19 protein-coding genes are annotated in these 25,319 nt (G+C 68.3%); 11 read left to right on the top strand and 8 right to left on the bottom strand.

Annotated elements, in window-relative coordinates; translation table 11 throughout:
* Positions 1 to 37: 37 nt before the first annotated feature.
* The 7 genes from ACO227_RS04530 to ACO227_RS04500 all read right to left on the bottom strand — a co-directional run bounded on the left by ACO227_RS04530 (position 38) and on the right by ACO227_RS04500 (position 6,731).
* On the bottom strand, positions 38 to 1,012 hold the full coding sequence (locus ACO227_RS04530; RefSeq protein ID WP_423605649.1) for an alpha/beta fold hydrolase: 975 nt from the start codon (positions 1,010 to 1,012) through the stop codon (positions 38 to 40).
* A gap of 272 nt (positions 1,013 to 1,284) precedes the next feature.
* On the bottom strand, positions 1,285 to 2,175 hold the full coding sequence (locus ACO227_RS04525; protein ID WP_423605648.1) for a LysR family transcriptional regulator: 891 nt from the start codon (positions 2,173 to 2,175) through the stop codon (positions 1,285 to 1,287).
* A 203-nt stretch (positions 2,176 to 2,378) separates the two neighbouring features.
* Positions 2,379 to 2,711: a hypothetical protein gene (locus tag ACO227_RS04520; protein WP_423605646.1), complete on the bottom strand. Its 333-nt coding sequence runs from the start codon at positions 2,709 to 2,711 to the stop codon at positions 2,379 to 2,381.
* Positions 2,712 to 2,758: 47 nt separating this feature from the next.
* Positions 2,759 to 3,223 (bottom strand): DUF1348 family protein, encoded by a 465-nt coding sequence (locus ACO227_RS04515; RefSeq protein ID WP_423605644.1) that lies wholly within the window; start codon positions 3,221 to 3,223, stop codon positions 2,759 to 2,761.
* A 78-nt stretch (positions 3,224 to 3,301) separates the two neighbouring features.
* Entirely contained in the window at positions 3,302 to 3,850 is a 549-nt protein-coding gene (locus tag ACO227_RS04510) for a carboxymuconolactone decarboxylase family protein (RefSeq protein WP_423605642.1), read from the bottom strand.
* A 131-nt stretch (positions 3,851 to 3,981) separates the two neighbouring features.
* Positions 3,982 to 6,051: a pyridoxamine 5'-phosphate oxidase family protein gene (locus ACO227_RS04505; RefSeq protein ID WP_423605640.1), complete on the bottom strand. Its 2,070-nt coding sequence runs from the start codon at positions 6,049 to 6,051 to the stop codon at positions 3,982 to 3,984.
* A gap of 68 nt (positions 6,052 to 6,119) precedes the next feature.
* Entirely contained in the window at positions 6,120 to 6,731 is a 612-nt protein-coding gene (locus tag ACO227_RS04500; protein ID WP_423605639.1) for a glutathione S-transferase family protein, read from the bottom strand.
* Between the two features lie 397 nt (positions 6,732 to 7,128).
* Here ACO227_RS04500 and ACO227_RS04495 point away from each other — a divergent pair, with 397 nt between their 5' ends.
* The 11 genes from ACO227_RS04495 (at position 7,129) to ACO227_RS04445 (ending at position 23,715) form a co-directional block, all read left to right on the top strand.
* On the top strand, positions 7,129 to 7,368 hold the full coding sequence (locus ACO227_RS04495) for a hypothetical protein (RefSeq protein WP_423605638.1): 240 nt from the start codon (positions 7,129 to 7,131) through the stop codon (positions 7,366 to 7,368).
* 34 nt (positions 7,369 to 7,402) lie between these two features.
* Positions 7,403 to 7,936, top strand: a complete 534-nt coding sequence (locus tag ACO227_RS04490; protein ID WP_423605636.1) for an RNA polymerase sigma factor — start codon at positions 7,403 to 7,405, stop codon at positions 7,934 to 7,936.
* Positions 7,933 to 9,036 (top strand): FecR family protein, encoded by a 1,104-nt coding sequence (locus tag ACO227_RS04485; protein WP_423605634.1) that lies wholly within the window; start codon positions 7,933 to 7,935, stop codon positions 9,034 to 9,036. Before ACO227_RS04490 ends, ACO227_RS04485 begins: the two co-directional genes overlap by 4 nt.
* 61 nt (positions 9,037 to 9,097) lie before the next feature.
* Positions 9,098 to 12,016, top strand: coding sequence for a TonB-dependent receptor (locus tag ACO227_RS04480; protein ID WP_423605633.1), 2,919 nt, complete (start codon positions 9,098 to 9,100; stop codon positions 12,014 to 12,016).
* Between the two features lie 26 nt (positions 12,017 to 12,042).
* The gene (locus ACO227_RS04475) at positions 12,043 to 15,309 is read left to right on the top strand and encodes a family 78 glycoside hydrolase catalytic domain (protein ID WP_423605631.1); all 3,267 of its coding nucleotides are present in this window, start codon (positions 12,043 to 12,045) and stop codon (positions 15,307 to 15,309) included.
* On the top strand, positions 15,306 to 16,766 hold the full coding sequence (locus tag ACO227_RS04470; RefSeq protein ID WP_423605629.1) for a carboxylesterase/lipase family protein: 1,461 nt from the start codon (positions 15,306 to 15,308) through the stop codon (positions 16,764 to 16,766). Before ACO227_RS04475 ends, ACO227_RS04470 begins: the two co-directional genes overlap by 4 nt.
* A gap of 11 nt (positions 16,767 to 16,777) precedes the next feature.
* Entirely contained in the window at positions 16,778 to 17,644 is an 867-nt protein-coding gene (locus ACO227_RS04465; RefSeq protein ID WP_423605627.1) for an alpha/beta hydrolase, read from the top strand.
* The gene (locus tag ACO227_RS04460) at positions 17,641 to 19,221 is read left to right on the top strand and encodes a tannase/feruloyl esterase family alpha/beta hydrolase (RefSeq protein WP_423605625.1); all 1,581 of its coding nucleotides are present in this window, start codon (positions 17,641 to 17,643) and stop codon (positions 19,219 to 19,221) included. The genes ACO227_RS04465 and ACO227_RS04460 overlap by 4 nt, the downstream gene beginning before the upstream one ends.
* Entirely contained in the window at positions 19,218 to 20,864 is a 1,647-nt protein-coding gene (locus ACO227_RS04455) for an AMP-binding protein (protein ID WP_423605624.1), read from the top strand. Before ACO227_RS04460 ends, ACO227_RS04455 begins: the two co-directional genes overlap by 4 nt.
* Entirely contained in the window at positions 20,864 to 21,181 is a 318-nt protein-coding gene (locus tag ACO227_RS04450) for a hypothetical protein (RefSeq protein WP_423605622.1), read from the top strand. The genes ACO227_RS04455 and ACO227_RS04450 overlap by 1 nt, the downstream gene beginning before the upstream one ends.
* Positions 21,178 to 23,715, top strand: coding sequence for a beta-glucosidase H (locus ACO227_RS04445; RefSeq protein WP_423605620.1), 2,538 nt, complete (start codon positions 21,178 to 21,180; stop codon positions 23,713 to 23,715). Before ACO227_RS04450 ends, ACO227_RS04445 begins: the two co-directional genes overlap by 4 nt.
* Here the strand turns inward: ACO227_RS04445 and ACO227_RS04440 are convergent.
* Positions 23,685 to 25,316, bottom strand: a complete 1,632-nt coding sequence (locus ACO227_RS04440) for a family 43 glycosylhydrolase (RefSeq protein ID WP_423605618.1) — start codon at positions 25,314 to 25,316, stop codon at positions 23,685 to 23,687. The genes ACO227_RS04445 and ACO227_RS04440 overlap by 31 nt on opposite strands.
* Positions 25,317 to 25,319: the final 3 nt, after the last annotated feature.

The following is a 25,319-nucleotide window of genomic DNA, read 5'->3' as shown; positions in this document are numbered from 1 at the left end:
CCCAACGTACACCCGCCTTGCGCGGATCGCACAACGGTCAGCGCTTCGCTACCTTCCGGTCGAGGAAGTCGCGGATGAGCGGGGCCATTTCATCGAGCTTGTCCTCCAAGGCGAAGTGACCGGTATCGAGGATGTAAGTCTCCGCATCCGGCAGATCGCGCTGGTAAGGATGCGCGCCCTCCTCCGGGAAGATCTTGTCGTTCTTGCCCCAGACGATCAGCGTCGCGGGCTTGTATTTGCGGAAGTATGCTTGAAAGCTCGGGTAGAGCGGGACGTTCGTGCGATAGTCATAGAACAGGTCGAGCTGGATTTCGCGGTTGCCGGGGCGATCCAGCAGAGCCTGGTCCTGGACCCAGTTGTCCGGGCTGATGCGCGACAGGTCCTTGACGCCGTCGGTGTACTGAAACTTGGTCGTGTCCAGAGTGACCAGGCCGTTCAGCGCGTCCCGCTCTTTTTGGGCACCGCTTGCCCAATAGGCCTTGATAGGGTTCCAGAATTCACGAAGTCCCTCATCATAGGCGTTGCCGTTCTGGATGATCAGGCCACTGACCCGTTCGGGGTGCTTGAGGGCGAGGCGGTAGCCGACGGGAGCACCGTAATCCATGACGTACATCGCGTACCGGCGGGCACCGACCTGCCCCATCAACCCGTCCACCAGATCGGCATAGTGCGCGAACGTGTAGGCGAACTGGGTATGGTCGGGCGCGTCGCTCTGGCCGAAACCGGGGTAATCGGGCGCGATCACGCGATAGCGGTCGGCGAGCAGCGGGATGAGGTTGCGGAACATGTGCGACGAGGTCGGGAAGCCATGGAGCAGCAGCACAACGGGGCCGTCCGCCGGACCGGCTTCACGATAAAAGATCTTCACTCCGTCGATCGTTGCAGTTCGATAGTGGACGACGACCGGAGCGTTCGCAGCAACGGTCGCAACCGTTGTCGGAGCCGCGATGACCTGAACGGGAGCAATGGTGCCGGCGGCCGCCAGCAGCAGCGATAGAGCAAAACGGTTCATCTGACGTCTCCTGGTTGTGAGGCGAAGTGGGCCTCTGCACTCAGGAATAGTCTTTCGCTCAGAAGTGATAATCGGCTTCGATTGGAATTCATTGTTGCTGAATATGATAGGAATAGGTGATGACTGTCGCACGGTTGCCGCACCTGAAGGGAGCGATGTGCAACACCGCATCGGTCCGGATATCGGCGTGCGGAGCGCACAACGCGACCGAGACCTCGGACCTCGTCCGTGCGTGCGTGCATGCGACCGGATTGGCGATGGTGCCTAACCGATCAATTCAGCAGGCGGTTTTCACGCAGACGAGACACGGCCAGATCGACGAACGCCCGAACCTTCGCCGGCGCGTGACGACCTTCCGGGTGCAGGACATGGATCGGAAGCGGCGCCTCCTCGAAATCGCTCAACACGATCTGGAGGTCGCCGGCAACGAGCGCTGGCCCGATCTGATAGTGGACTACCCTTGTCAGTCCCCAGCCCGCCTTGGCCGTAGCGATCGCCGCCTCGTTGGTATTACACTGAAGCGCGGCATCTATCGTCACGCGCTGGTCGCCGGCGAAGCGCCATTCGGGCGACGCCCAGGCGCTTGTCGAGGCCGCAATTCGATGCCCTTTCAGGTCCGCGGGCGTGGAGGGGACACCATGCCTCTCGAAATATGCGGGCGACCCGCAGATCACCCGACGAACCGAGCCAACCTTGATCGCAGTGAAGCCGGAGTCCGGCAGGTGCCCGATGCGGATCGCGACATCGATCCCTTCCTCGACGATGTTGACGGGACGATCGACGAAAAACGTCCTGCCGCTCATCTTGGGGTAGGTATCGAGATACTCGGTCATGACCGGAAGCACATACATCTGGCCGAACATCGCCGACGCCGTAACGGCGAGCGTACCTGCTGGGGTTGCATAGGAGCCAGCGGCAGCGGCCTCGGCCTCGGCGATATCCGCGAGAATGCGCCGGCAGTCCTCGAAGTAGCGGGCACCGGCCTCGGTCATCTTTACGGACCGGGTCGTGCGGACGAACAGACGCGCACCGATCAGGTCCTCAAGCGATGCAACGGCGCGGGTCACTGCCGGCGCGCTCATGTGCATAAGACGCGCTGTTTCCGCGAAGCTTCCCGTTTCGGCGACCTTCGCGAAGATCCGCATCGCTTGCCATCGATCCATCCGTAACCTCTTCCCGCACCGTTCCTCAGATGATCCGCATCAGGGTCGCCGCATCACCGGCCGATCCTTCCCGCAAGATGTCACCGTAATAATCGGATGCCCTGCTGTTCAACCGCAGCCTGCCGAGAAGATGCGCAAGAGTAGCGCCAATAGATCGCGAAAGGCGGGCCGGGGCCGGTTGGGACGGGAGCGCGATCGCTTGACTAGCCACGACCGTTCACACCCGCATCGGAAGCATGCGCGCCCGCGATGCGCTCAATTTCGCGGCAAGTCTCTTCATCGATGCCTGCCTGGATCGCGCGCAATCGCGCGTCGCCATAATCGCCACGCTTGGCAGCGAGCGCGAGTTCAAGCGCTCGTGTGCCGCGCACGTCGAAGCTCCGACCTCCGCGTGCAGCGTCGATCTCCGCACCGCACATGCCGAGCCGTGCCGCCGCATCATCCTGCTGGCGGATCAGGACGGGAGCGCCCTGATCCGCCATAAGCGCCACCTCGATCGATAGACGCGTGCGGGCATCGAGTTTGGAGATTTGCATGATTAACATTCCTCGCGTGGGTGCGCCGCGTGGCACACCTAGGTCAGCTAGAAGCCGAAATCGCTGAGACCGGGATGATCGTCGGGACGGCGCCCAAGCGGCCACCGGAACTTGCGATCCTCTTCCCGGATCGGATGCTCGTTGATGCTGGCATGGCGGTGAGCCATCAGCCCGTCATCGGCGAATTCCCAATTCTCGTTGCCATAGGCGCGGAACCACTGGCCGCTGTCATCGCGATATTCATAGGCATAGCGGACGGCGATGCGATTGCCGGTATAGGCCCACAACTCCTTGATGAGGCGATAATCGAGTTCCTTGTTCCACTTGCGGGTCAGAAAGGCCTCTGCCTCGGCGCGATTGGTCGCGAACTCCGCGCGGTTACGCCAGCGCGTGTCGACGGTGTAGGCGAGCGCGACCTTCGCGGGATCGCGGCTGTTCCAGCCATCTTCGGCAAGGCGCACCTTCTCGATGGCGCTCTCGCGGGTGAACGGAGGAAGGGGCGGACGGCTCATGCGAATCTCCTGTCGGGCGTGGGTCGGGAAAAAGAATGGGCGGGCGGCCGGGAGGGGCGGTGGCCGCCCGCCGCTACGTCATGCCGCCAGGCGATCGACGCGGGGGAAGTCGATCTCGGTGCCAAGCGCCTCGTTGACGTAGTTGGTGAAGGTGTTGAGCGCGACGTGCGCGATGATCTCGAGGATCTCGGCGTCGCTGTACCCTGCGGCGCGAACCTTCTCGACCTCGGAAGGCGCGACCGAGCCGCGCGCCGCGGTCAGCGCCCGTGCGAAGGCCACGGCGGCGGCAGCCTTGGGATCGCTCGACGTACCGGCACGCGCGGCTGCGATCTCGGCGTCATCGAGCTTGGCGAAGCGAGCGCCGGTATAGCTGTGGGCCGACAGGCAATAATCGCAGCCATTCGCTTCGGCCATCGTCAGCGCCAGACGCTCACGCGTGGCAACCGACAGCTTGCCCTTACCGAGCGCGCCTTGGAGACCGGCGAGAGCATTGAGTGCGACCGGGCTGGTGGAGACGAGCCGGAAGATGTTCGGCACGGCGCCGAGCTGCTTCTGGACGGCTTCGAGGATCGGACGCGACGCCTCGGGAGCGTCATCGATCGTGGCGGGGGTCGGGATCACAGACATGCTATTCAACTCCGGGAAGGCGGGATGCCTTCAATGAGAGGGAAGATGGCGCGGCACCGGGTGGCGTTGAATGTCGAAATGTCGGAAGGGATTGTTCCACTTGATGGACGCAATGTGCCGTCGGCGGCCGCTCACAGCTCCAGTTGAATCCGATCCTCGTCGGCCGACTGCGGCTCAGCCGGCACGGCGCTGCAGATCAGCACCTCGTCATTTGCCAAGCTGACACCCGGCCGCCAGATGTGCGTGACGGCCCCGCGCAGCAACTTGGTCTTGCAAGTTCCGCAGGTGCCTTCGCGGCAACTGAACTCCGGCGACAGGCCACGCGCCTCGGCAAGGTCCAGAAGCGTTCCTGACGCCGGCGTCCAGCGCGCCTCCTTGGCGGATGCCATGAACGCGACCGGCACGGGCTTCGTCGAGGCAGGCCGCACCGGCGCTTGAGCCGGAGCCCCGATCTCGGGCGCGCGGATGAGCGACGATGGGCCGAAGGCCTCGGCGTGGATGCGCTTGTCCGCGATATTCAGGTCGCGCAGGCCGTCGTAGAGGGCTTGGGTGAAGGCCGGCGGGCCGCAGAGATAGAAATCATAATCGTTGAACGGCAGGAGGCGGGTGAGCAAGGCCGTGTCGATCCGGCCAACGGCCTCGTAATCAGCGCCCTCCTCGGCATCCGTTGGGTCGCTCAGTACCCGGATGACCTTCACGGCGCTGAAGGAGTTTTCGACCAGCTCTGCCAGCTCCGGACCGAATGGCCGCTCCGCCTTCGTCCGGGCAGCATAGAACAGGTAGGTTGGGCGAACCCTCTGTTTGCGCACACCCTCGTAGACGACGTGGCGGAGCATCGCGAGCAATGGCGTGATGCCCACCCCGCCCGCCAGCAGGACGGCGGGACGTGTCTCGCGCGCATCGATGGTGAAGTCGCCGGCGGGCGCGCGCGCCTCGATCACGTCGCCGACCCGGATGGTATCGTGAAGATGCTGGGAGACCGCGCCCTCGCGCTTGACGCTGATGCGATAGACCCTGTCGGACGGGGCGGCCGAAAGCGTGTAATTGCGGATGACCGGTTTATCCTCGCCGGGAAGGGTCAGGCGGATCGGGAGATGCTGTCCCGCCTGGTGGGGCAGTAGACCGGCACCGTCATCGGGCTGGAAATGAAAGGAGCGGATCGAACTGCTCTCGTCGACGATCTTGGTCACCTTGAGCGGGCGCCACCGGGTCGACAGCTCGGCAGCGCGGAGACGGTTGGCGGCTTCATCCCAATCGCCGGTCAGCAGCGAGCTCGGCGACCAGGGTTCCTGCTGCATGTTCCAGCGCAAAGCGAGCGCGCCGCGCCGGCGCACGATCGTCTGCGGCTTGAACGTCCAAAGCCGCTCCGCGCCCTGGAAGGCGGCAATCTCGGGACCGTCGAAGATCACTTCGGCCGTGCCGGTCATCTGGAGCACGTCGCCCGTTGCGTAATCGACGAACAGCAACCCGGCCCTGCCATTGAGCAGGATGTTGCCGAGCGTGTTGAAGAACAGGTTGCCATCGAAATCGGGAATGGTGAGACTGCCGTCTTCGCTAACGCGGACGAATCCGGCTTTCCCGCCGCGGTGGGAGACGTCGACCTGCCGGCGATCATCGCGATCGGCATAGGAGGCGACGAAAAAGCTGTCCGCGCCCGCGATCATTGTCCGGGCGGAGGTGTCGAGCGCAGCCAGGGCGTCGACGTCGCCGGCATAGGGTGCGGCGGGATCGCGCGCGTAGCTGAAATCGCGAAGCTGGATGTAGCGCGGGCAGTTGCCGAAACTCTGGTCGACGTCGACCCTAAAGCCGTGTTCGGCCTTGCCGACGAAGCCGTTCATGCGGTTTCGCCGCCGCGTGTGCATCTCGATGCCGAGCAGTCCGATCGGCTTGCCCCGCTGCACCCCTGAGGCGGCGGGGTCGGTCGGATCCGCGCTGGCGTCGATCTCAAGCGTGGTGGAGTCGGGGGAGGTGATGAAACCGGGACGTCCCTCGAGGAATGTCGCCCATGGGCCCCCCGCCTCATCGACGCTGCCCAGCACGATAAACGGGAGCTGCGCATAGAACGCGCGATGCTGATCGGGCATGTAGTCGCGGATCACGCGCTGGCCGACCGACGCCATGCGCTCTGCGACGCCGAGCTTTTCCTGAACGAAACGCTCGCCATCATGCCAGACCGGGAGCTTTGTCAGGTTCGTCGTCATCGTTCTCGTGCCTCGGTTGGGGTATGGCGGGCGCATCCGGGTGACGCGCCCGCTGTGGGCAGCATGATCTATGCCGCCAGGCCGACCGGGGTCTGCACGAAGGGTACGAAGCCCGGGAGGGCCTCGACCCGGCGCAGAAATGCGTTCACGTTCGGGTAGCTCGAGAGGTCGACATTGCCCTCTGGCGCGCGGGCGACATAGCTGTAGATCGCAACATCGGCGATCGTCGGCTGCGAGCCGACCAGCCAGTCGGCATCCTCGAGACGGGCTTCGAGGCGGCCGAGCAGCGTGTGAGCGCGGCCGATCACCTCGTCGGCGTTGAACTTGGCCCCGAACACGGTGATGAGCCGGGCCGCCGCGGGGCCATAGGCGACCTCACCGGCAGCGACGGACAGCCAGCGCTGCACCGCTGCGGCACCGCGCGGATCTTCGGGCAACCAATCAGTGCGACCCGCCTTCTTGGCGAGGTAAACGAGGATCGCGTTGGAGTCCGCGACAACCACGCCGTCGTCTTCCAGCACCGGTACCTGACCAAACGGATTGAGCGCGAGAAACTCGGGACGCTTATGTGCGCCGGCCTTGAGGTCGACTTCGACCAGTTCATGGGGAACGTCCAGCAGCGAAGCGAGCAGCACGGCGCGATGCGAGTGGCCCGAAAGAGGATGATGATGAAGCTTCATGGCGAAATCCTGCTATATCGTCGGGTCCATTCCCGATCCGCAGCGCCGTTGTGCTTCGATACCGGACGGGCGAGAACGACCCGTGTCGGCATTTCATTATTCCGCTCAGTGCAATAAAGTTTCGACGGCGTGGTCGCTGTCGGGTGACCATTACCTCAGCTGCGTTCGCCACTAGGATTGGGGCAGTCATTCTCTCCGCCGCGCTGATCAGGATGAACGAACGGCGGATTTTGGCGTCTCACCGCATCTGGCTGAACGACTGATATGAGGGCGCGAAGCGGATGCTCGCTGTGTCGGGCCGCTCCATAAAATCTCACGCCAAGTGTGGGGAAAAATGTGGGGCAGGCGATTGCACCCCGTCAGATATTGTAATTAGATCAATGCACTACGGCGGAATTTGAGATTCCTCCCGCTCCGCCATGACCTCGTTTGCCGTCGTCTCGCACTGGTCAATGCGGTCGGCAATCTCGGGGGCTATTTCGGGCCGACCGCGATCGGGCTGCTCAAGGGCACGGGCGGCCATGCCGCGGGGCTCGGCTTCGTGGCGGCGGTGCTGCTCGTGGCGGCGGTGCTCGCGCTCAAGCTTCCCGCACTGCCGGCCGGGCCTCGGGATCCTGAGCATTGCCAAGCCGGGTGAAACGTCGCAGCCTCGCGCGCGAGGGCGAGACTTGATGACCAAGGCCATTCCACGATCCAGCCGCGGCCCGGGCGAAGTATCGCTCGATGCGCTCGATGCGCGCTTCCGTGCGTCGCTCGACCGCTATTTCTCGCGCCGCGTCCGCGACCGGGGCGAGATCGAGGACCTCATCCAGGAAGTATTCCTGCGGCTTGCCAGACGCGGCAGCCTCGACGATGTCGACAAGATCGGCGGCTATGTCTTCGAGACCGCTAGCAGCGTGCTGACCGATCGGCTGCGGCGCAAGCGCAGCCGGTTCGAGGCGGATCACGAGGCGTTCGACGGGCAGCGCCACGGGGATGTGGATTTTTCGCCCGAGCGCGTCCTATTGGGCAAGGAAGCATTGGGGCGGGCGACCGCCGTGCTCCTCGAGCTGCCCGAACGGACGCGAGTGGTTTTCGTGATGCGACGCCTCGAAGGGATGCGCTATCTGGACATCGCCGCGCGGCTGGGCATCTCGGTCAGCGCGGTCGAGAAGCATATGACGCGCGCCATGGCGCATCTCGTGCAGCGGATGGGCGAGCCATGATCTCGCTGGCGCGAACCAACCCGACGCTGGGCATGACCGCCGAGGAGGCGGCGGTCTATTGGGTGTTGCGGCGCGACCGGGACGAGCTCTCGGCTGCGGACCAGGCCGCGTTCGCCGCCTGGCTCGACGCCAGCGAGGCGCATGCCCGCGCGTTCCGCAAGGCCAACGGCGTGTGGGACGTGTTCGATCAGGCCGAGGCCGATCCGCATCTGACCGCGCTGCGCCAGGCGGCGCTGGCCACCCCCGCGCCGCGCAGGCGGTGGATTCCGGCGGCGGTGGGCGCGGGTGTTGCGGCGAGCCTTGCGGCGGCGGCGCTGCTGCTGCCGGGCCAGCTCGGGCTGACCGGCGGCCCGGGTGCACCCGCGGCGGAGGTGGCGGCGAGAAGCGATGCCGTTCCGGCGGTGGCGCGATTGGCGACCGCCAGGGGCGAGCGCCGCACCATCGTCCTGCCCGACGGCACGCGCGTGACGCTCAACACCGACACCGCGATCGCGCTCGCCTACACGCCGGGCGCCCGCCATGTCCGCCTGATGCGCGGCCAGGCACTGTTCGAGGTGGCGAAGGACGCCGCCCGGCCCTTCTCGGTCGAGGCGGCGGGGCGCCGGGTGACCGCGCTCGGCACGGTGTTCGAGGTCCGCCTCGATCCCGGGCGGATGAAGGTGGTGCTGGTCGAGGGGCGCGTGGTGGTCGATCGCGCCGCGGCCGGATCCGAGCTGCCCGATCCCGCGCCGACCGTGCTCAAGCCCGGACAGGCGCTGGTCGCCGAACTCGGCGTGCCGCAGCGCGTCGCGCCGGTCGATGTCGGCAGCGAGCTGATGTGGCGCGAGGGCTATGTCTCGCTCGAGGATACGCCGCTCGCCGCGGCGGTCGCCGAGATGAGCCGCTACACCGCCGTGCCGATCCGCGTGCTCGACGAGGAGACGGGGCGAATGCGGGTCAGCGGGGTGTTTCGCACCGGCGACGCCGAGCGGTTCGCGGGGCTGGTGCGCGAGCTGCTGCCGGTGCGGGTCGAGCGGCTCGCCGACGGCAGCGTGACGCTCGCGCGGACCGCGGATACCGCCGCGACGAAAAAATCTTCGCCGGCTGATGTGGAAAACTGAAACGCGCACGTCCTGATCCTTTGAAGACCGGCTGAAGCCGGCTTTGCAAGGGAGGGGAACCATGCGCCGCAATCGCCGTCACAAATCCGCGCTTCGCCTGTTGGCGCTCGTCAGCATCGCGCCGCTCGCACTGTCCGCGCTGCCGGCCGCCGCGCAGGCCGCGCCGCGGTCCGAGATCCGCCTCGAGGCGCAGAGTCTGTCGTCCGCGCTCACCCGGCTCGGCCGACAGACCCGGACCGAGATCGTCTTCAACCCCGCGCTGGTGCGCGGCAGGCAGGCGGCTGCGCTGCGGGGCAGCTATTCGGTTGCCGAGGCGATCGACCGCCTGATCGCCGGCCACGGCCTGCGCGCCCGGCCGACGTCGAGCGGCGCCTTCGTGATCGAGGCGCAAGCGGCGCCGTCCGCGCGGCCGCAACAGACCTCCGCCGCCGCGCCGGTCGAGAGCGAGGATAGCTCTGGCGCCACGGAGGACGGCGAAGTCGTCGTCACCGGCACCTTGCTCCGCGGTGTCGCCCCGACCGGCACCAATGTCGAGAACATCACGCGTGAAGAGGTGCTGGCAAGCGGTGCCACTTCGGCGAACGACTTGCTCGCCGGGATGCCCCAGGTCGGCAATTTCGGTACGGTGCCGAGCGGGAGCGGCGACATCTCTATCCCGGTCGTGCGGCCCAATATCCGCAATCTCGGCGCCTCGGGCGGCACCACCACGCTGGTGTTGATGAACGGCCGGCGGATCGTCGGCGCGGGCGTGCTGCAGACCTCGGTCGACCCCTCGATCATCCCGCCCGACATGATCGAGCGCGTCGAGGTGGTGCCTGACGGTGGCTCGGCGATCTATGGCTCGGACGCGATCGGCGGCGTGATCAACTTCATCACGCGCAAGCGCTTCGACGGGATCGGCGCGAACGCGCGCTACGGTTTTGCCGACGACTACCAGACCGTCGATGGAAACCTGACGGTGGGAAAGGACTGGGGCAACGGATCGATCTACGCCTCCTACGCCTATGCCTGGCATGACAACATCCTGGGCATCGACCGCGACTATGTCCGCGCCGATCATAGCGGGCGCGGCGGGCAGGATTTGCGCTCGACGACCTGCGCGCTGGGCAATTTCATCACGCTGAACAACGGTGTCAGCCATGCCGCGCCAGGGCTGCTGCCCAACACCCAGAACCGCTGCGACGCCACCGACTATGCCGATGTCTATCCGCGCGAGGAGCGGCACGCCGTCTTCGCCGGGTTGACCCAGCAGCTCAGCGACAGCGTCGACTTCCAGGCGACCGCCTATTGGGCGCGGCGCGACACGACGCGGCTCAACGCCACGCCCGGCTTCACCGGGCAGATCCTGTTCACCAACCCCTATTTCAAGCCGATCGCGTTCCAGCCGATCCAGCAGGTCGCCATGTCCTTCGCCAGCGTGTTCGGCGAGAGCATGGAGAGCCACGCCCGGTTCGACAGCTGGGGCGTCTCGCCGAGCCTGTCGATCGGCCTCGGCGACCGGTGGGAGCTGCGCACCGAGGCCAATTACGGCCACAGCTTCTCGCAGGTGCGCGAGCCGACGATCAACGCGACCGCCGCCACGCTCGCGCTTGCCGGCACCACGACCGCGACTGCGCTCAATCCCTATGATCCGGGCGCGACCAACCCGGCGGTGCTCGCCGCGATCCGCGACTTCGAGAATTACGGTCACGCCGACCAGGAGCTGTTTCAGACCCGCGCGATCCTCGACGGGCGGCTCGCAACGATCGGCGGGGGCGACATCCGGCTGGCGATCGGTGCCGAGTATTTTTTCGAGAAGCTCGACTCGCTGGTCTCGCTCGACCGGCGCAACGTCTTCACCAACGCGATCGGATCGGTGAGCAGCCGCCACGCCAAGTCGGTGTTCGCCGAGGCACTGATCCCGCTCGTCGGGCCGGGCAATTCGATGCCGGGGCTGCGTGCCTTTCAGATCTCGGGCTCGATCCGGCACGACAGCTATGACGATGTCGGCGGGACGACGAATCCCAAGATCGGCTTCAACTACAAGCCGTTCGACGACCTGCTGATCCGCGGCAACTACGGCACCTCGTTCCATGCGCCGAGCCTGGCCGACACGACCAGCCTGGCGGATGCGCGGGTGCAGATCCTGCTGGTCAGCCCGCTGCGCGCGCCGGGCAGTCCGCCGACCGATTTCCTGCGGCCGACACTGGTCCTCGCCGGCGGCAATCCGGCGCTCAAGCCCGAGGAGGCGAAGACCTGGTCGCTCGGCTTCGACTGGACGCCCAAAGCGGTGCCTGGGCTGGTGGCGAGCGCGACCTATTACAACGTCAAGTTCACCGACGCGATCTCGGTTCCGCCGGTGCTCCTGCCGGTGTTCTTCACCGATCCCGGGTTCAGCAGCTTCTACACGATCAACCCCACGCTGGCGCAGGTGCGCGCGCTGGTCGGGAACACGCCGCTCAACGGCGCGCCCAGCCTGGAGAGCCTGTATCTCGGCACCTCGCCCTATGTGCTGATGGACGCGCGGCGCACTAATCTCGGCGCGATCCATGTCGACGGGATCGACTTCAACCTCGCCTATCTGCGCGAGACCGGCTTCGGGTCGATCAACGCCAGCATCGCCGGCACCTACACGCTCAATCGCAAGACCCAGGCGGTCGCGGGCAGCGCGTTCGACGACAATCTCAAGAACGGCACCGGGCGGCTCGCCTTCGTCGCCGCGCTCGGCGCGAAGGTCGGGGATTTCACCGCGCGCGCGACGCTCAACCATCGCAGCGGCTACCCGATCATCAGCGCGACGCAGAACGAGGTGAGTGCCTTCGACACGGTCGACCTGTTCTTCGCCTACGACCTTGGCGGGATGCTCAAGGACACGATGCTGACGGTCAATATCGACAATGTGTTCGACCAGGACCCGCCCTATCTCGACAGCTCGGTCGGCTACACCAACGGCTTCACGCTCGGCCGGCTCGTCTCGTTCGGCGTGCGGACGAAGTTCTAGGACGAGCTTGCGTGCCGCGTCTCCCAATGCTCCCTCTGTCCGGAAGCGGCCTCCGCATCGGCCGCTTCCGGGCTCTTGTCGGCGCGTTGCTGCTGCTCGTGCTGGCGCCGGCGTGGGCGGCTGATCCGGCCGGGGCGCCGGAAGCGTTGCGCGTCGAATATGCGGAAAAGCCGCTCGGACTCGACGAGCCGGCACCGCGGCTCGCCTGGCGCTCGCCGGTCGCGCGGCAGACCGCCTATCGCATCCAGGTCGCGGGTTCGCCCGAGGCGCTCGCCGCGGGCGACCTCGTCTGGGACAGCGGCAAGGTCGCGTCGGACGCCAATGTGCAGATCGCCTATGCCGGCCCGCCACTGGCGTCGCGCCGGCGCTATTGGTGGCGGGTCCAGGCCTGGGACGCGGCGAATCGGCCGAGCGGCTGGAGTGCGCCCGGCTGGTGGGAGATGGGGCTGCTCGCCCCCGCCGACTGGCAGGCGCAATGGATCGGCGGGCGCGAACCGCCCGCGCATGACTGGCGCGATCTCACGCTCGACGTCGAGCTGACGCTGACCGGCAAGGCGGTGGACGTGCTGTTCCGCGCGCTGCCTCACGGCAAGACCTATGGCGACGCCTATGTCTGGACGCTGAGCGACGGTCCGGACGGCGCGGCGCTGACGGCGAGCGTGCGCCGCTATTCCGGGGGCAGCAGCGCGGCGGTCAAGACCGATGTGCTGAAGCGGGTGCCGCTCGCCGCGTTGCTCAAGCGCGGGCGCCACCGGCTGACGATCCGCGCCGAAGGCGCCCGTATCGTCACCAGCCTCGATGGCCGGGTGGTCGACACGCTGGAAGATGCGACCCACGCGCACGGGACGATCGGCTTCGCGGCGGTGGAGGCGCGGGCCGCGACGATCCATTCGGTCGCGGTCACCGGGACGGGCAGCGCGGCGTTCCGCACCAGCTTCGCGCGCAACGGCAATGTCTTCACCGGCGGGTCGGTCGAGGCGGACGGGCTGGTCGTTGCGGCGGGCGTGCCGCGGATCGCAGTGGTGCTGCCGATCGAGGCGCCCGCGCCGCTGCTCCGCCGCGCCTTCGACGTCGCGCGCAAGCCGATCGCGCGCGCGCGGCTCTATCATGCGGGTGCGGGGATGCCGCGCGTCCTGCTCAACGGCACGCAGGTTGGCTCGCCGCTCGGTGCGGGCTTCACCGCCTATGACAAGCGCGTGCTGAGCTATGTGCACGACGTCACCGCACGGTTGAGGCCGGGCGCGAATGTGCTCGGCGCCGAGCTGGGACGCGGCTGGTATGCGCCGACCGATCCCGACGAATGGTATTTCCACGCCGCGCCCTGGCGGGCCGAGCCGGCCCTCAAGGCGCAGCTCGAGATCGACTATGCCGACGGTACCCGCCAGACGATCGCGACCGACGGCAGCTGGCGGACGGCAGCCGGGCCGACACGCAGCGATTCGGTGCATCGCGGCGAGCGCTACGACGCACGCCTGTTGCCGGCCGGCTGGGACCGCCCGGGCTTCCGCGCGAAATGGCAGGCGGCGGCGATCGTCGCTGGCCCAGCGGGAAAGCTCGCTGCCGCCAATGCCGAGCCGATTGAGCCGGTCGAGACCATCGCAGCGGCGTCGGTGAAGGAAGCCGCGCCCGGCGTGTGGATCCATGATTTCGGCCGCATCGTCGCCGGCTGGCCGGTGCTGGAGGTCCGCGGCTCGCGCGGCGCGACGGTGTCGATGGTGGCGAGCGAGAAGCTCGGCGCCGATGGCGGTGCCGTCCCCGCTTCGGGCCTGATCCACGCGCAGTTGCAGACCGACCGCTACACGCTGGCGGGCAAGGGCGTCGAGCGCTGGGAGCCGAGCTTCGGCTATCGCGGCTTCCGTTATGTCGAGCTGCGCGGCGCGCCCGGCGCGGTGCTCAAGGCGCGCATCGTCCACTCCAATGTCGCACGCACCGGCAGCTTCGCCAGCGCCGACCCGCTGCTCGGCAGGATCGACGCGGCGGCGACCGGCACCATCCTCAACAATCTCCACGGCTTCGTCACCGACACGCCGACCTATGAGAAGAATGGCTGGACCGGCGACGCCCAGGCCTCGGCGGGCGCGGCGGCGCGCAGCCTCGATGTCGCGCGGGTCTGGACCAAGTGGCTCGCCGACTTCCGCGACGCGCAGGCGGCGAACGGCGAACTGCCGGAGATCGTCCCAGCGACGCCCTATTATGGCTATGAGAACACGCCCGGCTGGAGCATCATCTGGGGCCCGACCACGCCCTGGGATGCCGCGGCGCTGATCCTGCCGTGGGAACTCTACACGACCTATGGCGACACGCGCATCCTCGCGCGCAGCCATGATATGCAGCGGCGGCTGGTCGACTATACCGCGACCTTCATCAAGGCGCCCGAGTTCCGTCGCGCGGCCGGCTTGAGCGAATGGATGCCGCCGGGGCCGCTGGACTTTCTGAATGCGCGTGGCGGCGGGGTCGATGCGGTGACGACCGCCTATTTCTTCCTCGAGGCCGACCTGCTCGCGCGCTCCTCGGCGGTGATCGGCGAGGCGGCGGATGCGAGCCGCTACCGCCAGCTCGCCGAGGCGATCCGCGCGGCGTACAATGCGCGCTACTGGGACGACGCCAATGGCTGGTATCGCAGCGTCGACGCCAAGGGCGCCGCGGGCTCGCCAACCCAGGTGCAGAACGTGCTGCCGCTGGCCTTCGGCATGGTGCCCGCGGGCCGCGAGCAGGGTGTCGCCGACGCAATCGCGCGCGACGTCGACAGGCAGGGCCTGCGCACCGGCGTCTACGGGACTCGCCACCTGCTCGAGATATTGAGCGACTATGGCCATGCCGACCTCGCCTATCGCGTCGCGACGCGCACCCAAGAGCCGAGCTGGGGCTGGTGGATCGCCAACGGCCATTCGACGATGTTCGAGAGCTGGAGCCTCGAAAGCCGCTCGCGTGATCACCATTATTTCGCTTCGATCGCCGACTGGATGCGCCAGCGGCTTGCGGGCTTGAGACCCGGCGCGCCGGGCTACAAGACAGTGCGGGTCAAGCCCGCGATCCCCGCCCGCCTCGCCGCTGCCGAGGCGGTGACGGAGACGATCCATGGCCGCGCCGCCTCACGCTGGCGGGTCGAGCAGGACCGCCTGACGCTGACCGCCGAGGTCCCCGCCAACACCGGCGGCGAAGTCTGGGTGCCCGAGCGCTTCGGCGCGATCGCCGCGCCGCGCGGCGTCGAACTGCTGCGGCGCGAGGGCGGCTATGCGGTCTACCGCACCGGCCCCGGCAGGTTCGAGTTCCGTGCGGGAGGCGGTGCATGATCCGATGGCTCGTCCTTGCCCTGCTGGTCGCGATGCCTGCCGCCGCGCAGCAGGTGCGCATCGACGGCGGTGCATTGGCCGGCGCGACCGCGGACGGGATCGCTTCGTTCAAGGGCATTCCCTATGCCGCGCCCCCCGTCGGCGAGCGGCGCTGGGCGCCTCCCGCGCCGGTGACGCCGTGGAGCGAGCCGCGCGACGCCACGCGCTTCGGCGCCGACTGCGTGCAGAACCCGGTGCCGGGCGACGTCAGCCGCGGCGCGCCGATGGCCGAGGATTGCTTGTTCCTCAATGTCTGGACGCCGAAACCGGTGCCGGGCGCCAAGCTTCCGGTGATGGTGTGGATCCACGGCGGCGGCTTCGTCGCCGGATCGGGCGCGCTTGACGTAACCGACGGCGCGCGGCTCGCCCGGCGCGGCGTGGTCGTCGTCACGTTCAACTACCGGCTCGGCCGCTTCGGCTTCTTCGCGCATCCGGCGCTCGGCGAAGGCGGCAACTGGGGCCTGATGGACCAGATCGCCGCGCTGATGTGGGTCAAGCGCAACATCGCGGCATTCGGCGGCGACCCGGCCAATGTCACGCTGTTCGGTGAGAGCGCGGGCGGACAGTCGGTCGCGCGCCTGATGGCCTCGCCCGCCGCGCGCGGCCTGTTTGCCAAGGGGATTGCCGCATCGGGCGGCGGCCGCGACCGCTGGCCGGCGCTCGCCGAAGCGCAGGCCAAAGGGATTGCCTTCGCGGCCAAGACAGGGGCGGCCGATCTGGCGGCGCTGCGCGCGCTCCCGGCCGAGATGGTGCGCGGTGGCATCGCCATCCTCAACAAGGAGGAGGGGATCTACGCCGGCCCGATCACCGACGGCCTGATCGTCACCGGTCATGCCGACGCGATCTTCGCGGCGGGCGGGCAGGCGCGCATCCCGCTCATCGCCGGGAGTAACGACGACGAGCTCGGTTTCGTGCCCGCGCCGTTCCTGCCGATGGTCAACGGGCCGCTGCTCGCGCAGCTCGGGGCGAAGGCGAATGTGGTGAACATTGCCTATGGCGCCCCCGAGCGGGCCGCGCGTTACCTTGCCGGGGACGTGATCTTCGGCGAGCCGGCGCTGGCGCTTGCGAGCCGCCACGCACGAAGCGGGGCGGCGGCGTGGCTCTACCGCTTCGGATATGTAGCGGAAGCGAAGCGCGAGGCGGGGAAGGGCGCGGGGCATGCCAGCGACGTGGCGTTCCAGTTCGGCAACCTGCCCGCGGACGCGACGCCGGCCGATCGCGCCGCGGCGGAGCGGATCATGACCTATTGGACCAACTTCGCGCGCGGCGGCGACCCCAATGGCAAGGGGCTTCCGGCCTGGTCGCGGCTCGATCCGGCCAGGCCCGAGCTGCTCGCGATCGGCATCGACCGGACCGCCATGGCGCCCGCCGCGACGCCACCGATCGCCGCCATCGCCGCGGCGCAGGATTCGCAATGAAGGAGATGACGATGCGCCTCATCGCGCTGTTCGCCGCCGTGGCCGCGTTGCTCGCCCTGCCTGGCGCGCCGCCCGCCGCCGCCGAGGAGGTGGTCCGCCTCTGGCCCGGCGAGCCCGCGGCCTCGCCCGGCGTGCTGGAAGACCGCGCGCCGTTCGGCACGATCGTGCGCAACGTCGAGGATGCGACGCTCACCGTCTATCGCCCCGACCCCGCAAAAACGAACGGCACCGCGGTAATCGTCGCCCCCGGCGGCGCGTTCCACATGCTCTCGATCGAGAATGAGGGCGCCGAGGTGGCGCGCTGGCTCAACGGCATGGGCGTGACCGCCTTCGTGCTGCGCTATCGCCTGCTCAAGTCGGGCGGCGACCTGCCGTTCGTCATGCTGCGCTACATGACCAACCTTCCCAAGCTCGCCGAAGCGGTCGAGCCGCTGCGCCCGCTGGCGACTGCCGATGGCGAGCAGGCGGTGCGCCATGTTCGCGCCAATGCCGCGCGCTATGGCGTTAAGCCGGACCGCATCGGCGTGCTCGGCTTCTCGGCGGGCGGCGCGGTGACGGTGTGGACGATGCTGGCGAACCACGCCGACAGCCGGCCCGATTTCGCGGCGGCCGTCTATCCCGGCCTGCTCCCCGATCCGATCGCCGCGCCGCCCAATGCGCCGCCCTTGTTCGTCGCGGTCGCTGACGATGACAAGCTCGCGCGCGCCGACAGCGCGCGGCTCGACGCCGCCTGGCGCGCCAGCGGAGCGCGGTCGCAGCTCGTGACCTTCGCCAAGGGCGGCCATGGCTTCGGCATGAAGCGCCAGGACAAGCCGAGCGATGCGTGGACCGAGCGCATGCAGGCATGGATGAACTCGCTGGGGGTGCTCGGGAAATGAAGAGCTTTCGTTTGGCAGCCCTCGGTGCGGCTGCGCTCCTCGCCGGCACCGCGACGCCCGTCGCCGCGAGGCCCGCGCAGCAGGCGGAAAACTGCGCCGCGCTCGCCGGCCGCGCGCTCGCCAACGGCAAGATCGAGGCGGCGGAGTCGCTCACGACCGGCGCGACGGTCGACACTGGTCCCGGCATGCCGGGCCTCCCCGCGTCCGCGCCGTTCTGCCGCGTGCGGGCGGTGCTGACCCCGGTCGCAGGATCGTCGATCAAGGTCGAGATGTGGCTGCCCGAACGCGCGGCGTGGAACGGCAAGCTGATGGGCGCGGGCAATGGCGGGTTCGGCGCCAATCTCGGCATCCCGGCGCTGCTGATGCGCGGCGCGGTGGCCAGGGGCTATGCCGCGGTCGGCAGCGACATGGGCCATTTCGGCAAGAGCGACGTCGATGCGAGCTGGGCGCTGAATGCGCCGGAGAAGATCAGGGACTATGGCTGGCGCGCCAACCATCTCGCGGCACAGGCGGCCAAGCAGGTGATCGCGGCCTATTACACGGTCCCGCTCGCCGCGAGCTATTTCCATGGCTGCTCGGACGGCGGGCGGCAGGCGCTGATCGAGGCGCGGCGTTTCCCCGAGGATTATGACGCAATCATCGCCGGCGCCCCGGCGATCCCGTGGACGCGCATGGCCAGCGCCTTCGCCAGCAACCATCTCGCGCTGTCGCGGCCCGGCGCCGCGCTCGGGGCGCCGCAGCTCAAGCTGCTCCAGACCGCCTCGCTCGCCAAATGCGACAAGCTCGACGGCGTCGCGGACGGCGTGATCGAGAATCCGCGCCAGTGCCGCTTCGATCCCGCCGAGCTGCAATGCAAGGCGGTCGGCGGCGACTGCCTCACCGCGGCCCAGGTCGAAGCGGCGCGCCATCTCTACCGGGGGCCGAAGACGCCGGACGGCAAGCCGTTCTATCCCGGCTTCGCGCCGGGCGCGGAGGCAGTCGAGGGCACCTGGGGCATGTGGCTGACCGCTGCGGACTCGCAGCATGCGAAATTCTCGACCCAGTTCTTCCGCTACTTCGTGCACGGCGATCCCGAATGGCAGGTGTCGCGCTTCGACCTCGCGCGCGATTACGCGCTGGCGAGGGCGCGGGTCGGCAAGGAGCTCGACGCCGACAGTCCCGACCTCGGCGCCTTCTTCCGCCGCGGCGGCCGACTGCTGATGTACCATGGCTGGCAGGACGCCGCGATCCCGCCGGAGAACACGGTCGGCTATTACGAGCGTGTTCTCGCTGCGAACCCCGCGGCGCGCGAACGAGTGCGGCTGTTCATGGCGCCGGGCATGTCGCACTGCCTTGCCGGGCCGGGTCCCAACGTGTTCGACGCGCTCGGCACGCTCGACGCCTGGCATGTCGGCGGGCCCGCGCCCGAGCGCATCGTCGCGACCAAGTTCGACAATGACATGCTCGGTTATTTGGGCTTCCCGGCCAAGGCACAGCGTACCCGCCCGCTCTGCGCCTGGCCGAAGGTCGCGCGCTGGGACGGCAAGGGGCCGACCGATGAAGCCGCGAGCTTCACCTGCGCGGCGCCGGGCACATGAGCTTCGTCACCCCCGGCCTCAGCCATGTGCGGGGTACCGACGCGCCGCCGTTGCTGGAGCACACGATCGGCGAGGCTTTGGCGCGTGCGGCGGCGCAATGGGGCGAGCGCGACGCACTGGTCTCGGTCGCGCAGGGCATCCGTTGGAGCTTCGCCGAGCTGTTGACGCGCGTCGATGCGCTCGCGTCGGGGCTGACCGCGCTCGGGCTTAGGCCGGGCGAGCGGATCGGCATCTGGTCGCCCAACTGCGCCGAATGGGCGCTGACCCAGTTCGCAGCGGCGCGCGCCGGGCTGATCCTGGTGACGATCAACCCCGCCTATCGCCTGTCCGAGGTCGAGTATACGATCAACAAGGTCGGCCTCGCCGCGCTGGTCGCTGCCGAGAGCTTCAAGACCAGCGCCTATGCCGAGATGATCGAGACGCTGGGACCCGAGCGGCTGCCGACGCTGCGCGCGCGGATCCTGATCGGCGAGGCGGCGCGGCCGGGCTGGATTCCGTTCGCCGAGGTCGATGGGCGCGCCGATCTGCCTGGCGATCTCCACCCCAGCGACCCGATCAACATCCAGTTCACCAGCGGCACCACCGGCCTGCCCAAGGGCGCGACGCTGAGCCACCGCAACATCCTCAACAACGGCTATTTCGTCGGCCGGACTATGGGGCTGAGCGCGGACGACCGCATCTGCATCCCGGTGCCGCTCTACCACTGCTTCGGCATGGTGATGGGCAACCTCGCCAGCCTCACGCACGGCGCGGCGATGGTCTATCCCGCGCCTGGCTTCGAGCCCGAGGCGACCTTGCGCACGGTCGAGGCCGAACGCTGCACCGCGCTGTACGGCGTGCCGACGATGTTCATCGCGCTGCTCGCGCATCCCGGGTTCGACGGCTTCGACCTCACCTCGCTGCGCACCGGCTGCATGGCCGGCGCGATCTGCCCCGAGCCGCTGATGCGCGAGGTGATCGAGCGGCTGCACATGCGCGACGTGACCATCGCCTATGGCATGACCGAGACGAGTCCCGTCAGCTTCCAGACCGGGCTCGACGACCCGCTCGACCGCCGCACCGGATCGATCGGGCGGGTGCAGCCGCATCTCGAGTGCAAGCTGATCGATGGCGACGGTGCGGTGGTGCCGGTCGGCCAGCCCGGCGAGTTGTGCACGCGCGGCTATTCGGTGATGCAGGGCTATTGGAACGAGCCCGAGCGTACCGCGGAGTCAATCGATGCGGCGGGCTGGATGCACAGCGGTGATCTCGCGGTGATCGACGGCGCGGGTTACGCCAACATCGTCGGGCGCTTGAAGGACATGGTGATCCGCGGCGGCGAGAACATCTATCCGCGCGAGGTCGAGGAGTTCCTCTACCGCCACCCCGCGGTCGAGGATGTCGCCGTGGTCGGCGTGCCCGACGCGCGCATGGGCGAGGAGCTTTGCGCCTGGGTCCGCCTGCGCACGGGCGCCGAGGCCGACGCGGAAGCGATCCGCGCCTTTTGCCGCGAGCAGATCGCGCACTTCAAGGTGCCCCGCTACGTCCGCGTCGTCGACAGCTTCCCGACCACGGTGACCGGCAAGGTCCAGAAATATCTGATCCGGCAGGCGATGATCGCCGAGCTCGGCAGCGAATCCGCTGAAACCAAGGAGAACCAGTGATGAAACTTCCCCTCGTGCTCGGGGCGGCGTTGCTCGTGCCCGCTATCGCCATCGCGCAGACCGCGCCTGCTCCGGCCGCCCCCGCCGAAGCCGCCAAGCCCCCGGCGAAGTTCACCCTCGACACCCCGATCGGCGAGTTGCTCGCGAACGAGCAGGCCAAGGCGGTGCTCGACAAGGATCTGCCCGGCCTCACCCAGCTGCCGCAGCTCGAGATGATCAAGGGGCTCAGCCTCAAGCAGCTCCAGCCCTATTCGGACGGCAAGCTCACCGACGAGCTGCTCGCCAAGACCGAAGCCGATCTGGCCGCGATCAAATGAGATTGCGGCACGAGGCGGCGATCGCCTTGACTGTCGGCATGGCGATGCCCGCCGGAGCGCAGGAGGCGGCGCCGGTCTATCGCGACGCGAAGGCGCAGCTCGAAGCGCGCGTCGACGACCTGATGGCGCGGCTGACGCTCGACGAGAAGATCCTGCTGCTGGCGGGCGAATCCTCGATGGCGCTCAACCCGATCCCGCGGCTCGGCGTCCCGGCGGTGAAGATGACCGACGGGCCCACCGGCGTGCGCTCGCCCGACGGCAAGCCGGCGACGGTCTTCCCGGTCGGCGTGGCGCTCGCGGCGAGCTGGAACCCCGAGCTCGCCGGGGCGGTCGGCGCGGCAATCGCGCGCGAGACCAAGGCGCACGGCGCCGACGTGCTGCTCGCGCCGACGGTCAACATCGTGCGCACGCCGCGCTGGGGGCGCAACTTCGAGACCTATTCGGAGGATCCGTGGCTCACCGCGCAGCTCGCGCTCGGCTATGTCCGCGGCGCGCAGGCCGAGGGGATCGGCGTCTCGATCAAGCATTTCGCGGCGAACAACCAGGAGAGCTACCGCTTCGTCGTCGACTCGGTGGTGGACCAGCGGACGCTGCGCGAAATCTATCTCCCCGCGTTCGAAGCGGTGGTGCGCGAGGCCGATCCGTGGTCGGTGATGGCCTCGTACAACAAGATCAACGGCACTTATGCCGCGGAGAATCGCTGGCTGCTGACCGACCTGCTCAAGACGGAATGGGGCTACAGAGGCTTCGTCGTGTCCGACTGGGGCGCGACGCATTCGACCGCGCCCGCCGCCAATGCCGGGCTCGATCTGGAAATGCCCGGGCCGCCCAAGCATTTCGGCGATAAGCTGAAGGCCGCCGTCGCGGCCGGCGAGGTGAGCCAGGCGCAGATCGAGGCGAATGCGCGGCGCATGGTCCGCCTGATCGTGCGCAGCGGGGTGATCGAGCGCGGCAGCTCGCGCCCCGCAGCTGCCCAGCCGCCGCGTCAGGCCGGTGTCGCGCGCAAGGCGGCGGAGGAGGCGATGGTGCTCCTCAAGAATGAGGGCGTGCTGCCGCTCGATCGCGCGATCCGCTCGCTCGCGGTGATCGGGCCCAATGCCGATGTCGTGCGCATCCAGGGGGGCGGCAGCTCGAACGTCGTGCCGTTCGAGACCCAGACCCCGCTCGAGGCGTTGCGCGCAGCACTGCCGGGCGTGCGCGTTAGCTATGAGAAGGGCGTCGACAACGAGGAGACGCCGCCGGCCGCCGATGCCAAGCTGTTCAGCCCCGGTGCCGCGCGCGGCGAGACCGGGCTGACGGCGAGCTACTATATGTCGGAGGATGCGAGCGGCGCGCCGACCAAGACCGAGCGCGTCACCCGCTTCGTGCGCTGGATCAGCGGCAACGTCGCGGGCCCCAAGGTCACCGGCTATGCCGCGATCCGCTGGGAGGGCATGTTCTGGCCGCGTACCAGCGGCGTGCACGAGTTCAGCGTGCGCGGCACCGGCGCGCCGCGCATCACGCTCGACGGCAAGGTGGTCCTCGATAAGGCGAGCAAGATCGTCCCCGACAATCGCGACGTGCTCGGCTTCCCTGTGCCGCGGCGGACGGTCCAGGTCGAGCTGGAGGTGGGGCGCGGCTATCCGATCCGGGTCGATTATGCCAATGGCGGCACGCCCTATGAGAATCTGAGTTTCGGCGTGCGCGAGCCGCTGCCCTCGTTCGATGCCGCGGTCGCCGCGGCCAGGGCGGCGGATGCGGCGATCGTGATCGTCGGCTCGTCCTCGACCACCGAGGGCGAAGGCTATGACCGCGCCTCGCTCGACCTTCCCGGCGAGCAGAACCGGCTGGTCGAGGCGGTCGTCGCGGCCAATCCGCGGACCGCGGTGGTGGTCAATGCCGGCGCGGCGATGACCATGCCGTGGCACGAACGCGTGCCCGCGATCCTCGACATGTGGCTGCCCGGCGAGGGTGGCGCCGCGGCGCTGGCCGATGTGCTGACCGGCAAGATCAATCCTTCGGGCAAGCTGCCCGTGACGTTCGTCCAGCGCACCGAGGACGATCCGGTCGATCTCAAGAGCTCGAAGAGCGCCTATTCGGAGGGGCTGCTGGTCGGCTATCGCGGCTATCGCGCGCGGGGGACCAAGCCGTTGTTCCCCTTCGGCCACGGCCTCTCCTACACGAGCTTCGCCTATTCCCCGATCAAGCTGCCGGCGCATGCCAACGGCGGCACGCCGGTGGCGGTACGGCTCACCGTCCGCAACACCGGCAAGCGCGCGGGGCAGGAGGTCGTGCAGCTCTATGTCGAGCCGGTCGAGCCGCAGCCGGGCGAACCCCCGCGCACGCTGCGAGCGTTCCGCAAGGTCGCGATCCCCGCCGGAGCGCAGCGCGAGGTGACGCTGACGCTCGATCCGCGTGCCTTCGCCTTCTACGATCCCGAGGCGGGCGGCTGGCGGGTCCGCGCGGGTGCCTATCGCGTGCTGGCGGGCGCGTCGTCGGAGGATATCCGGCAGACCGGCACGATTCACGTCGTTGCGGGAGGACGGGCGCGATAGGACAGCGCGCGGAAGGTCGCATGGCCTTCTCCCGCAGCGTAGAAGGCGGGACGGAGGCTGAGGAAACCGTCGGCAACATTGTGGTTGTAGCCCGCGACCTCCACCGAGCGTTCCTTGGTCCATTTGCGGCCGTCGAGGCTGTAGAAGAAGGTGACGATATTCGCGTCGTTCACCGCGCGCAGGTGCATCCGCCGCGCCGAAGCGGGGCCGCCGGGCGGCCAGCGCTCCTCCTGGCCGATGCGCCAGGCGTGGAGCTTGCCGTCACTGAGCCCGATGCCGCAGAATAATTTTTCGTTGTAGAACAGCACCAGCCCGCCCTGCGTGCCGCGCTCGATCTCGACCTCGACCTCGATCTGATAGGCGCGGTCTCCCGCAACGAAGGTGAGCGGCGAGCAATCGGCGGGACCCGTGCCGCGGCCGGCGAGCCGCAGCACGCCGTCCTTGAGCTGCACGCGTGTCGCATAGTCGCGATCCATGGTGTGGAAGGACATGCGCGTCGCGAACATGTCGTCGGTGAAGCCCGAAAGCGCGACGCCGTGCCTGCCTCCACCTGTGCCGCGTGGCTTGGCGAGCGGGCGCGACAGGTCGCCACCGAGCGCGCGGGGCCAGTCGTCGGCGGTCCATTCCATCGGCTCGATCAGCATTTGCCGCCCGAGCGTGCGGAAGCCGTTCTCATAGCCGTGATAGACCATCCACCAGTCGCCGCCCGGCCCCTCGACCGGCGTCGCGTGGCCGCGCGACCACCAGGGCTCGCTCGCCCGTTTCGTGCGGACGATCGGGTTGTGCGGGCAATTCTCCCACGGCCCGTGGATCGAGCGCGAGCGCGCGACCACCACCATATGGCTGGTCGGCGGTCCCGCCGTGCCGCCCTGGCCGGAGAAGAGATAGAACCAGCCGTTGCGGCGAATCACCTTGGGGCCTTCGAGCGCGAAACCCTCGATGATCCAGTCCTCGGGGATCGGCCAGCCGCCATAGACATGCTCGACCGGTCCCGCCGCCGACAGCCCGTCGTCGCTGATCCGCACGCGGTTGCCGGCGTTGAGGAACAGGTAGCGCTTGCCGTCCTCGCCCACCGCGTGGCCGGGATCGATCAGATTGTCGATCTTCATGTCGATCGGATCGCTCCACGGGCCGGCCATGTCATCGGCGTGGATCACCCAGGTCTTGATGCCGCGCTTGGCGTCGCTGGGGTCGAGCGCGGGGATGTAGATGAAGTAGCGGCCATTGTGCTTGGCGATGTCGAGCGCCCAGACGATGCCGATATGCTGCTTGAGCGCAGTGGTCAGCGGCGTCCAGTTCACCAGGTCGCGCGAATGCCAGATCGGGATGCCCGGATAATATTGGAAGGACGAAAAGGTCGCATAGTAATCGTCCCCGTCCTTGAGCACGTTGGGGTCAGGACGGTCGCCGGCGAGCACCGGGTTGAGATAGCGTCCGTCGCCGAGATCGGCCTTGCGCTGGCCTTCGATGCCCGGCTTCCACGCGGGTGCCGGATCGCCGCAGCTGCCCGGTTGCGGCGATCCGGCGGTAGCACTGCCCGGCCGCGCGAAGCCCGCGCCGGCCAGGGCCAGGGCCAGGGTCTGGCGGCGGGTGGGTTCCATGAC

Origin of the sequence: Sphingomonas sp. MS122 (assembly GCF_049532975.1) — a bacterium.
GTDB lineage: Bacteria > Pseudomonadota > Alphaproteobacteria > Sphingomonadales > Sphingomonadaceae > Sphingomonas.
The sequence above is the reverse complement of the archived record's forward strand: the minus strand, read 5'-3'. Positions and strand labels throughout refer to the sequence as shown.

Excerpts from the sequence above, each read along its gene's own strand:
- ACO227_RS04490 (WP_423605636.1), top strand. The coding sequence starts at position 7,403 with ATGACCAAGGCCATTCCACGATCCAGCCGCGGCCCGGGCGAAGTATCG.
- ACO227_RS04475 (WP_423605631.1), top strand. The coding sequence starts at position 12,043 with ATGCTCCCTCTGTCCGGAAGCGGCCTCCGCATCGGCCGCTTCCGGGCT.
- ACO227_RS04450 (WP_423605622.1), top strand. The coding sequence starts at position 20,864 with ATGAAACTTCCCCTCGTGCTCGGGGCGGCGTTGCTCGTGCCCGCTATC.
- ACO227_RS04500 (WP_423605639.1), bottom strand. The coding sequence starts at position 6,731 with ATGAAGCTTCATCATCATCCTCTTTCGGGCCACTCGCATCGCGCCGTG.
- ACO227_RS04485 (WP_423605634.1), top strand. The coding sequence starts at position 7,933 with ATGATCTCGCTGGCGCGAACCAACCCGACGCTGGGCATGACCGCCGAG.
- ACO227_RS04445 (WP_423605620.1), top strand. The coding sequence starts at position 21,178 with ATGAGATTGCGGCACGAGGCGGCGATCGCCTTGACTGTCGGCATGGCG.
- ACO227_RS04505 (WP_423605640.1), bottom strand. The coding sequence starts at position 6,051 with ATGACGACGAACCTGACAAAGCTCCCGGTCTGGCATGATGGCGAGCGT.
- ACO227_RS04465 (WP_423605627.1), top strand. The coding sequence starts at position 16,778 with ATGCGCCTCATCGCGCTGTTCGCCGCCGTGGCCGCGTTGCTCGCCCTG.
- ACO227_RS04520 (WP_423605646.1), bottom strand. The coding sequence starts at position 2,711 with ATGCAAATCTCCAAACTCGATGCCCGCACGCGTCTATCGATCGAGGTG.
- ACO227_RS04440 (WP_423605618.1), bottom strand. The coding sequence starts at position 25,316 with ATGGAACCCACCCGCCGCCAGACCCTGGCCCTGGCCCTGGCCGGCGCG.
- ACO227_RS04480 (WP_423605633.1), top strand. The coding sequence starts at position 9,098 with ATGCGCCGCAATCGCCGTCACAAATCCGCGCTTCGCCTGTTGGCGCTC.
- ACO227_RS04510 (WP_423605642.1), bottom strand. The coding sequence starts at position 3,850 with ATGTCTGTGATCCCGACCCCCGCCACGATCGATGACGCTCCCGAGGCG.
- ACO227_RS04455 (WP_423605624.1), top strand. The coding sequence starts at position 19,218 with ATGAGCTTCGTCACCCCCGGCCTCAGCCATGTGCGGGGTACCGACGCG.
- ACO227_RS04525 (WP_423605648.1), bottom strand. The coding sequence starts at position 2,175 with ATGGATCGATGGCAAGCGATGCGGATCTTCGCGAAGGTCGCCGAAACG.
- ACO227_RS04460 (WP_423605625.1), top strand. The coding sequence starts at position 17,641 with ATGAAGAGCTTTCGTTTGGCAGCCCTCGGTGCGGCTGCGCTCCTCGCC.
- ACO227_RS04470 (WP_423605629.1), top strand. The coding sequence starts at position 15,306 with ATGATCCGATGGCTCGTCCTTGCCCTGCTGGTCGCGATGCCTGCCGCC.
- ACO227_RS04530 (WP_423605649.1), bottom strand. The coding sequence starts at position 1,012 with ATGAACCGTTTTGCTCTATCGCTGCTGCTGGCGGCCGCCGGCACCATT.
- ACO227_RS04515 (WP_423605644.1), bottom strand. The coding sequence starts at position 3,223 with ATGAGCCGTCCGCCCCTTCCTCCGTTCACCCGCGAGAGCGCCATCGAG.